This is a genomic window from Gluconacetobacter entanii, assembly GCF_013155425.1.
GTDB lineage: Bacteria > Pseudomonadota > Alphaproteobacteria > Acetobacterales > Acetobacteraceae > Novacetimonas > Novacetimonas entanii.
Genome location: NZ_JABJWD010000118.1, coordinates 1 through 10,217 on the forward strand (window position 1 = coordinate 1; position 10,217 = coordinate 10,217).

At 63.9% G+C, this 10,217-nt stretch carries 10 protein-coding genes; 8 read left to right on the plus strand and 2 right to left on the minus strand.

Annotation, left to right across the window (positions count from 1 at the left end; all coding sequences use genetic code 11):
- Positions 1-185: hypothetical protein (locus HNH97_RS17780; protein WP_216657698.1), on the plus strand; the 185-nt coding region annotated here is incomplete at its 5' end.
- 27 nt (positions 186-212) lie between these two features.
- On the opposite strand, the gene HNH97_RS16300 is transcribed toward HNH97_RS17780, so the two are convergent.
- A complete protein-coding gene (locus HNH97_RS16300; protein ID WP_171791596.1) occupies positions 213-1,112 on the minus strand; it encodes a diacylglycerol/lipid kinase family protein in 900 nt (299 codons plus the stop codon).
- Between the two features lie 235 nt (positions 1,113-1,347).
- Between HNH97_RS16300 and HNH97_RS16305 the strand changes: the two genes are divergently transcribed.
- Positions 1,348-2,283, plus strand: a complete 936-nt coding sequence (locus tag HNH97_RS16305; protein ID WP_110913630.1) for a cation diffusion facilitator family transporter — start codon at positions 1,348-1,350, stop codon at positions 2,281-2,283.
- A gap of 129 nt (positions 2,284-2,412) precedes the next feature.
- Here HNH97_RS16305 and serB read toward each other — a convergent pair whose 3' ends face one another.
- On the minus strand, positions 2,413-3,321 hold the full coding sequence (serB, locus tag HNH97_RS16310) for a phosphoserine phosphatase SerB (RefSeq protein ID WP_171791597.1): 909 nt from the start codon (positions 3,319-3,321) through the stop codon (positions 2,413-2,415).
- A gap of 30 nt (positions 3,322-3,351) precedes the next feature.
- Between serB and miaA the strand changes: the two genes are divergently transcribed.
- The 6 genes from miaA (at position 3,352) to HNH97_RS16340 (ending at position 10,023) form a co-directional block, all read left to right on the plus strand.
- Complete coding sequence (gene miaA / locus HNH97_RS16315) at positions 3,352-4,350, plus strand: tRNA (adenosine(37)-N6)-dimethylallyltransferase MiaA (RefSeq protein WP_171791598.1); 999 nt, start codon at positions 3,352-3,354, stop codon at positions 4,348-4,350.
- A 71-nt stretch (positions 4,351-4,421) separates the two neighbouring features.
- On the plus strand, positions 4,422-6,254 hold the full coding sequence (ilvB, locus tag HNH97_RS16320; protein ID WP_171791599.1) for a biosynthetic-type acetolactate synthase large subunit: 1,833 nt from the start codon (positions 4,422-4,424) through the stop codon (positions 6,252-6,254).
- A gap of 100 nt (positions 6,255-6,354) precedes the next feature.
- Positions 6,355-6,870: an acetolactate synthase small subunit gene (ilvN, locus tag HNH97_RS16325; RefSeq protein ID WP_171791600.1), complete on the plus strand. Its 516-nt coding sequence runs from the start codon at positions 6,355-6,357 to the stop codon at positions 6,868-6,870.
- 57 nt (positions 6,871-6,927) lie between these two features.
- Positions 6,928-7,947, plus strand: coding sequence for a ketol-acid reductoisomerase (gene ilvC, locus HNH97_RS16330; RefSeq protein ID WP_171791601.1), 1,020 nt, complete (start codon positions 6,928-6,930; stop codon positions 7,945-7,947).
- Positions 7,948-8,197: 250 nt separating this feature from the next.
- Positions 8,198-8,890 (plus strand): fumarylacetoacetate hydrolase family protein, encoded by a 693-nt coding sequence (locus HNH97_RS16335; RefSeq protein WP_171791602.1) that lies wholly within the window; start codon positions 8,198-8,200, stop codon positions 8,888-8,890.
- 56 nt (positions 8,891-8,946) lie between these two features.
- Positions 8,947-10,023, plus strand: a complete 1,077-nt coding sequence (locus HNH97_RS16340; RefSeq protein WP_171791603.1) for an aldo/keto reductase — start codon at positions 8,947-8,949, stop codon at positions 10,021-10,023.
- Positions 10,024-10,217: the final 194 nt, after the last annotated feature.

Here is a 10,217-nt window from a genome sequence, read left to right on the forward strand (position 1 = left end):
GTTCCCGCCACGAAGTGCTCCAGAAGACGCTTTTGGATGCTGACAGGCAGCCGGCTGCGACGACGTACTTTCATACAACATATCAAGCCTTTATTGGCTTACCTATGCCAGCCCTTTTCCAAAAAGCTTCGAAAGACGTCGCCTTTTTAAAAAAAGGCAACACCCAAAAACTTTTATTACTTTGAAAATGACTTTTCCAGCAATGGAAAGGATTAGGCGTCGCGACCCACCGCAAGGCGCAGGGGTCGTCCGGCATCGCGGATGCGCACCGGCGTCATGCCAAGGACATCGCCATCGACCTGCACCGGGACCGGGACTGCGGCATGGATATCCACGGAACGTCCGGTCACGATCCGCACATCGCGCATGCGCTCCACCCGCCCCAGCAGCAGCGCACACCCCATGCGCAGGGTGGCCAGAAGCCCCGCCGTTTCCAGCATGATGACGCGGAACCCGGCCTCATGCTGCATCCCGTGGGGGCAGATGACGAACCGCCCGCCATAAAGCCGTCCCTTGGACACCACGACGCCATGGGCGCGGAAGGGTTTTCCGTCCACCCGTACCTCAAGCGTCGTGAAACGGTATCCCACCGCCGCGCCCAGCATGGTCAGGACATAGGCCGTGCGTCCCACCATGCGTTTCAGGCGCGACGGCAGCCAGTGTACCACGCAGGCGTCAAACCCGACGCCCGCCATCTGGACGAACAGGCGTATGTGTTTTGCATCCTCTGCCACGCCGGGCCAGATGGTGGCATCCGCCCCGGACAGGATCAGTCGTGCTGCCGCCTCCGGCGCGAAGGGGATGGCGAGTTCACGGGCCAGCACATTCGCGCTGCCCGCCGGAAAGATGCCCATGCGCTGCGGCGTGCCCGCGATGGCCTGCGCGACCTCCGCGATGGTGCCATCCCCGCCGGCGGCGATGATGCAGTCGGTCGTGCCATCACGCATGACCTGCCGTGCCAGTTCCTCCGCATGGCCTGCATGGCGTGTCGCCAGGACCTGCACGCTTGCGCCACCCGCGCGCAGGGCGGCGGCGAAGCGTGCCAGCGGCGCGCGACGCCTGCGTCCTGCCGTGGGGTTGGTGATGATGCAGGCGCGCATGCCCTCAGCCATGGTCTGGATGGTACCCGATAATTGGAAAGTGTTTCAAAATAACCTATTGATATAATTTAAAAAAGTTTTTGGGTGCCGGCTTTTTTCAAAAAGGCGGCGTTCTTTGAAGCTTTTTAGAAAAAGCTTCACCAAAAACTTCTTATCATTTTGTGGGATCGATCACATGGTGGCCGATACCCTGTCAAAATAATGGCGCAGGCGATAGGATGTGCCAGCTTTTTTGTATGGGACTGTCATGGCGCATTCTTCTTCCTCCCGCCTCGTGATTCTGGCGGCCCTGGGGGGCAATCTTCTCGTCGCGGCGACCAAGTGCGTCGCGGCCTGGATTTCCGGCAGTTCCTCCATGCTGAGCGAGGCGATCCATTCCCTGATCGACACCGGCAACCAGGCGCTGCTGCTGGTGGGGATGCGGCGTGCGGCACGGCCGGCCACGCTGGCGCACCCGTTCGGCTATGGGCTGGAACTGTATTTCTGGACCTTTGTCGTCGCCCTGCTGATCTTCGGTCTGGGCGCGGGCATCTCCTTCTTCGAAGGCGTGATGCACATCCTGCACCCGCAACCCATGGCGCATGTGCTGGTCAATTACATCGTGCTGGGGCTGAGCATCCTGTTCGAAGGCTCGGTCTGGGTCATGGCCCTGCGGGAATTCCGCCGCCATGGCAAGGGCCGCCTTGGCTGGGTCGAGGCCGTGCAGCGCAGCAAGGACCCGACCGTCTTTACCGTCCTGTTCGAGGACACGGCAGCCCTTGCGGGCCTGTTTGTCGCGCTGGTGGGCAATGTGGCGTCGGAGATGCTGGACATGCCGGTGCTTGATGGCGTGTCGTCCATCATCATCGCGATGATCCTTGCGGTGACGGCCACGTTCCTCGCGCGGGAGTCGCAGTCGCTGCTGACGGGGGAGGGCGTCGCGCCGGAGGTACTGGCCGCCCTGCGGCGCATGGCGCTGTCGGCGCGGGGGGTGGACCGCCTGAACGAGATCCGCTCCATGCATTTCGGGCCGCGCGACGTGCTGGTGGTCATCAGCATTGATTTCCACAACACCCTGTCGGCAGGCGATGTGGAGGCGACGGTGTCCGACCTAGAGCGCCAGATCAAGAAGACCTATCCCGAAGTCACCCGCGTCTTCATCGAGGCGCAGGACAACCGCAGCCAGCCCCCTGCCGCGTCGTGAAATATGCATAAGGAATAAAAGTTTTTGGTGAAGCTTTTTTCAAAAAGCTTCGAAAGACGTCGCCTTTTTAAAAAAGGTGACACCCAAAAGCTTTTAATACTTTCACCATTTTTCCGGGACGGTCTTTGATCAGGCGACGAAGTCTGCCGCCGCGTACCCCTGCGCAAACAGCAGCGTGCGCAGCGTGGTATGGTTGACCTGCGCTGCGATGGCCTTGCGCACGGCGGGCTTGGCGTGGAACGCGATGCCCAGCCCTGCCTCACGCAGCATGGCGAGGTCGTTTGCACCATCGCCCACGGCCATCGCCTGTCCCATATGCAGGCCACCGCCCTGCACCAGCCTGCGCAGGTGCGCAAGCTTTGCATCCGGGCCAAGGATCGGCTGTCCCACCTTGCCGGTCAGGTGCCCTTCCTCGATCAGCAGGGTATTGGCGTGCTGTTCGTCAAACCCGCATTTTTCCGCCACGCGGGAGGTAAAGAACGTGAACCCGCCCGACACCAGCGCCGTATGCGCGCCATGCTTTCGCATCGTGCGCACCAGTTCCAGCGCGCCGGGGTTGAGGCGGACATCCTTCCATGCCGCCTCCAGCAGGGTGGCGGGCATGCCGCGCAGCAGGCCGACACGTTCACGCAGCGCGGCCTCGAAATCCATCTCGCCATTCATGGACCGGCGTGTGATCTCGGCAATGCGTTCGCCGATGCCCGCATGGCGGGCAAGGTCATCAAGGGTTTCGCAATCGACGATGGTGCTGTCCATGTCCGCGACCAGCAGACGCTTGCGCCGTCCGTGCGCGGACACGACGATGGCGTCGAGGTGGCGGCGCGAAAATTCCTCGCGCAGGGGGGCGATATGCGGCATGTCGCCCGTGCCGGGTGCGGGGCAGGGGATCTCGACCGCCTCGCCCTCCGACAGGGTGACGGGGGCCGCCCCGCCGGTCATGTCGCGTGCATGGGCGATGTCCGCCGTGCCGAGCGATGTGGCGTCGCGATTGGCGACAAGGACGAGGAAGTGGGTCGGGGAAGGGGAGGAATCAGCCATGACGTCCGGGCATGTGGCAGGGATGGGGCAATGACGCAAGGCACCGAAACGGGGCAGCGTCCCGCCGTGATCGTGGCAGGCCCCACCTGTTCGGGCAAGTCCGCGCTGGCGCTGGCGCTGGCGCGCGTGATTGGCGGCACCATCATCAATACCGATTCGATGCAGGTCTATCGCGAACTGCGCGTCCTTACGGCCCGCCCCACGGCGGCGGAGGAAGCATTGCTGCCCCACCGCCTGTATGGCGTGCTGCCGGCGACGACGGCGGGATCGGTCGCATGGTGGCGCGAACAGGCCCTGCAGGCGGCGGAGGAAGCCTGGCGCGCCGGGCGCATCCCGGTCTTCTGCGGCGGGACGGGGATGTATTTCCGCGCCCTGACCGAAGGACTGGCCGATATCCCCGACCCGCCCCCCGAAATCCGGGCGCAGGCCCGGGCCGCCGTGATGGCCGAAGGGGGGCCCGCGATCCATGCGCGCCTGATGGCGGTCGATCCCGAAACCGCATCCGCCCTGCGCCCGGGCGATACGCAGCGCATCGCCCGGGCGTGGGAGGTCTGGTGCGCGACGGGGCGGGGCCTTGCATGGTGGCGGGCGGAGTCGGTGCTGCCCCCGCTGTGTGCGCGATTTGTCGCCGTGCGCCTGTCGCCGCCGCGCGACCTGCTGCGCCGTGCCATTGCCGCGCGGTTCGAAAACATGATGGACCATGGCGCGGTGGAGGAAGCGCGCGCCCTGCTGGACCGCGGCCTGTCGCCCGCCCTGCCCGCGATGCGCGCGCATGGCGTCCCCGAACTTGCCGCCATGCTGCGCGGGGAGATGTCGCGGCACGACGCCATCGCCCGTGCGGTGCAGGTCACGGCACAATATACCAAGCGCCAGTCCACATGGTTCGCCCACCATGCCCTGGCGCCAGGGGCGCGGACATACCTGCATGAGGGGCGAATCGCATCGGGCGCGCAACAAATGGAAAGGGATGAGAGGAAAATCATTTCTTTTGTTATTAATTGCATTGACGCCGGGGGCAGCTTTGCTTAAACCCGGCCCACATTTCGTCCACTGGGGGCGCCGTCCTTCCTGATGGGGCCGGGACGAAAGGAGTCAAGGACATGAACGCACCCGTGCAGCACACCGCCATCCGGCCCGACGCCCGCGCCACGACTGTTGACCCCACGGTCATGTCGGGTGCGGAAGTACTGCTGCGCGTTCTTCAGGATGCGGGGGTGGAGGTCATCTTCGGCTATCCCGGTGGCGCGGTCCTGCCGATCTATGACGCGCTGTTCCGGCAGGACAGGATCCGCCACGTCCTCGTCCGTCATGAACAGGCCGCCGTCCACGCGGCGGAGGCCTATGCCCGCTCCACCGGGAAGGTGGGCGTGGTGCTCGTCACCAGTGGTCCGGGCGGCACCAATACCGTGACCGGCCTGATGGACGCGCTGCTGGATTCCATTCCGGTCGTGTGTTTCACCGGGCAGGTGGGCGTGCCGCTGATCGGCACCGACGCCTTTCAGGAGGCCGACATCACCGGCATCACCCGGCCTGCGACCAAGTTCAACTACCTCGTGCGGCATCCCCAGGATATCGCCCCGGTGGTGCAGGAGGCATTCCATATCGCGCGCACCGGCCGTCCGGGGCCGGTGCTGGTGGACCTGCCGAAGAACCTGATGGTCGGTCCCGCACCTTATATTGAATCGGCCCCTGTCCTGCATCCGTCCTACCGCCCCCGGTTCGAACCGGACCGCGCCGCCGTGGCGCAGGCCGTCGCCGCGATGAAGAAGGCGCGCCGCCCGCTGTTCTATACCGGTGGTGGCGTCATCAATTCCGGGCCGAAGGCGGCCGGGGCGCTGGGCCGTCTGGTGCGCATGACGGGTTTTCCCTGCACCTCGACCCTGATGGGGCTGGGCGGGTTCCCGACCACGGATCCGCAGTTCCTTGGCATGCTGGGCATGCATGGTTCGTACGAGGCCAACCTTGCCACCCATGACTGCGACGTGCTGGTGGCACTGGGTTCGCGCTTTGACGACCGTGTGACGGGGCGCCTCGATGCGTTCTCGCCGGGATCGTTCAAGATCCATGCCGACATCGACCCCGCGCAGATCGGCAAGATCGTGCCGGTTGACCTCGGCCTTGTGGGGGATGCCGGGCGTGTCATCGAGATGATGATCGAGGAATGGGAACGCACCCCCACGCCGGCGCCGCAGGCCGCGGACCTTGAAAAATGGTGGGCGCAGATTGCGGAGTGGCGCGGGCGCGACAGCTTCGGCTTCCGTCAGGACATGGCGCCGTCCGCCATCATCCGCCCGCAGTACGCCATCAGCCGCCTGTATGAAATGACGCGCAAGACCGGGCGCGACACCTATGTCTCGACCGAGGTTGGGCAGCATCAGATGTGGGCGGCGCAGCATTTCCAGTTCGACCGGCCCAACCACTGGCTGACCTCTGGCGGGCTGGGCACGATGGGATATGGCCTGCCCGCCGCCGTCGGCGCGCAGATCGCCCATCCCGACGCTCTGGTGATCGACATCGCGGGGGAAGCGTCCACCCTGATGAACATCCAGGAACTCGGCACGATCGCGCAGTACCGCCTGCCGGTGAAGCTGTTCATCCTGAACAACGAGTATATGGGCATGGTGCGCCAGTGGCAGGAACTGCTGCATGACTCGCGCTATTCCGAAAGCTACAGCGCAGCGCTGCCGGATTTTGTCCGCCTTGCCGAAAGCTTCCACGGGCGCGGCCTGCGCGCGACCTGCGTGGGCGAACTCGATGGTGTCATCGCGGACATGCTGGCCCATCCCGGCCCGGTCGTCGCGGATATCCATGTGGCACAGGAAGAGAACTGCTATCCCATGATCCCCTCGGGGGCGGCGCATAACCAGATGCTGCTGGGCCCGGATCAGGATGACGGGGTGGAAGTCAGCGCCGAGGGACGGATGCTCGTCTGATCCGATTCCCACGGAATGGTTGCACCGTTCCGGTCCGTCTGTCATGTCCCGTTCCCGCCCGGGTGACGGGATGAAAAACCAGAGTGCAGGAAACAACATCATGACCACCCAGCAGGGGGTTGCGACCTCCGCGGTCATTTCCATACTGGTCGAGAACGAGAGCGGGGCGCTTGCCCGCGTGCTCGGCCTGTTTTCGGGGCGCGGCTACAATATCGAAAGCCTGACCGTCGCCCCGGTGGATGAGGCAGGGCGCCTGTCGCGAATCAACATTGTCACGACGGGCACGCCCCATGCCGTCGCACAGGTCAGGGCACAGCTTGAACGGCTGGTCCCGGTCTGGCGCGTCGCGAACCTGAGCGAGGGCGGCCCGCATGTCGCGCGTGAACTGGCGCTGGTGAAGGTTGTCGCAACCGCCGAGGCCCGTGCCGAGTCCCTGCGCATCGCCCAGGCGTTCCGTGCGCGTGTCGTCGATACGACCGCCACGTCCTTTGTCTTCGAGCTGACCGGTTCGCCGGAGAAGCTGAATTCGTTCATCGACCTCATGCGTCCCCTGGGGCTGGCTGAAATATCGCGTACCGGTGTTGTCGCGATCAGCCGGGGTCCGGACACGCTGTAACCCAGGTCCCGGTTTTTCCTTTCATTCCGAACCGTTTATTACAACAGGAGTATCCCCATGCGCGTGTATTATGATCGCGACGCCGACGTGAACCTGATCAAGAGCAAGAAGGTCGCCATCATCGGTTACGGCAGCCAGGGCCATGCCCATGCCAACAACCTGAAGGATTCGGGTGTGACGGACATCGTCATCGGCCTGCGTCCCGGATCCAGCGCCATCGCCAAGGCCGAGGCCGCCGGTTTCAAGGTGATGACGCCCGCCGACGCGGCGAAGTGGGCCGATGTCGTCATGGTGCTGACGCCTGACGAAGGTCAGGGCGCGCTGTACAAGGAATCGCTGGAAAAGAACATGAAGCAGGGTGCCGCGCTGGCATTCGCGCATGGCCTTGCGATCCATTTCCGCATCATCGAGGCGCGCCCCGACCTCGACGTATTCCTGATTGCGCCCAAGGGCCCGGGCCACACCGTGCGTTCCGAATACCAGAAGGGCGGCGGCGTGCCGTGCCTGGTGGCCGTGGCGCAGAACGCGTCGGGCAACGCGCTGGAAATCGCGCTGTCCTATGCCTCCGCCAATGGCGGTGGCCGCGCGGGCATCATCGAGACGACGTTCAAGGAAGAGGTCGAAACCGACCTGTTCGGCGAGCAGGCCGTGCTGTGCGGTGGCCTGGTGGAACTGATCCGCGCCGGGTTCGAGACGCTGGTCGAGGCAGGTTACGCGCCGGAAATGGCGTATTTCGAATGCCTGCATGAAACGAAGCTGATCGTTGACCTCATCTATGAGGGCGGGATCGCGAACATGAACTACTCCATCTCCAACACCGCCGAATATGGCGAATATGTCTCCGGCCCGCGCGTGATCACGCCGGAAACGAAGGCGGAGATGAAGAAGATCCTGACCGACATCCAGGACGGCACGTTCGTGCGCAACTTCATCCTGGAAAACCAGTCCGGCAACATCGGCTTCAAGGCGACGCGTGCGCATAACAACGCCATGCAGATCGAGAAGGTCGGCGAAAAGCTGCGTGCGATGATGCCGTGGATCGGCAAGAACAAGCTGGTTGACAAGACCCGCAACTGATCGCCCTGCCGCGATTACATGATCCGGGCCATTCCCATGGTCCGTCGCGAACGCCGTCCGGGTTTCCGGGCGGCGTTTTGCGTTGGGGGTGTAGCACCTGCGGCCCCGACGGTCGGGGCGATGAATTTATTGTATTCTCCCGACGTGCTGTGCGCGCGTGACAGGCGGGGGCGTGCAATGCAACCATGGCCGCCCCCAAGGTCTGTGCCCCATGACGGGCCGGTTGCAACTGTGACGGAGTTATCTGCCAATGGTGGATTTTGTGATTCCCCCTCCCGCCCAGCCAACGGTTGGCGTCAGCAGGACGGAGGCGCTGTTTCCCGTGCGCCGGATCTGGTGCGTGGGACAGAACTATGCCGCCCATACGCGCGAAATGGGGGGGAATCCCGAACGGACGGAGCCCTTTTTCTTTGCCAAGCCGGGGGATGCGGTGGTGCCGGACGGTGGCCTGCTGGACTTTCCCGTTGCGACGTCCGATCTGCATCACGAGGTCGAACTGGTGGCCTGTATCGGGCGGCCGGGGGAAAATATCCCCGCGGACAAGGCTTTGTCGCACATCTATGGCTATGCCGTGGGGCTGGACATGACGCGGCGCGACCTGCAGGCGGTGGCCAAGAAGGCCGGGCGTCCATGGGCGCTGGCCAAGGGGTTCGACCAGTCCTGCCCCATCGGCACCATCCGTCCGGTGTCCGAAATCGGCCACCCGTCCAAGGGGCGCATCAGCCTGAGCATCAATGGCGAGGACCGCCAGGTGGGCGACCTGTCGGACATGATCTGGTCGGTGGCGGAAATCATCGCCGCGCTGAGCCGTTTCGTGGCCCTTGCGCCGGGCGACCTCATCATGACCGGCACGCCGTCCGGCGTTGGCCCGGTGGGACGCGGCGACGTGATCCATGCCGTGTGCGCCGGTGTGGGGGAACTCAGCGTCACTTACGGTCGCTAGGGCCGCCGTCCCGGCCCGCCATCATTTCCATATCATCCGCACAGGAGAGACAGATCATGCAATATCGTCAGCTTGGGCGCTCCGGCCTGCGCATTTCCGCCTTTACACTGGGGACGATGACCTTTGGCGGCAAGGGCGACTTCGCCAAGACGGGGAATACCGATCTTGCCGGGGCAAAGCGCCAGATCGACATGTGCGTGGATGCCGGGATCAACATCTTCGACACCGCCGACATCTATTCCTCCGGCGTGTCGGAGGAGATCCTTGGCGCGGCGCTGAAGGGACGCTCGCCCGACCTGCTGGTCAGTTCCAAGGCCCGTTTTACCATGGGACCGGGGCCGAATGATGCGGGATCGTCGCGCTATCACCTGATCAACGCGTGCGAAGCCAGCCTGAAACGGCTGGGGCGTGACCATATCGACCTGTATTACCTGCATGAGTGGGACGGGCAGACGCCGCTTGATGAAACGCTGGAGGCACTCGATACCCTGACGCGCAGCGGCAAGATCCGGTATGCGGGGGTTTCCAACTTCTCCGGCTGGCACCTGATGAAGGCGTTGGGCACGGCAGAGCGCAACCGCCTGATCGCGCCGGTGGCGCAGCAGATCTATTACTCGCTCCAGGCGCGGGAGGCGGAATATGAACTGCTGCCGGTGGCGGTGGACCAGGGCATTGGCGTGCAGGTCTGGAGCCCGATGGCCGGTGGCCTGCTGTCGGGCAAGTACCAGCGCGGCAAGCCGCAGCCGACCGGCACCCGCCAGATCGAGAAATGGGGCGAACCCCCCGTCTATGACATCGAAAAGCTTTATGACGTGGTCGAAGTGCTGGTCGCGATCGCGGCGGAGCGCGGGGTGTCGGCCGCACAGGTCGCGCTGGCATGGGTGGCGCATCGTCCGGCGATTACCTCCATCGTGATTGGCGCGCGTACCGATGCGCAACTGGCCGATAACCTCAAGGCCGCCGAACTGAGCCTGAGTGCGGAGGAGATGGCGCGTCTGGACAAGGCGAGCGCGCCGCCGGTGCTGTATCCGTACTGGCATCAGGCCAGCACGGCATCGGACCGCCTGTCGCCCGCCGACCTGCTGCTGCTCGCCCCCACCATCGCGGAGCGGGCGAAGGACGGAAAATCCTGATAATTCACTGATAAATTTATAAAAGTTTTTGGTGAAGCTTTTTTCAAAAAGCTTCGGAAGACGCCGCCTTTTTAAAAAAAGGCGGCACCCAAAAACTTTTATTATTTGGGGCTGGCATAGGTAAGCCAACAGAGGCTTGATATGTTGTATGAAAGTACGTCGTCGCAGCCGGCTGCCTGTCAGCATCCAAAAGC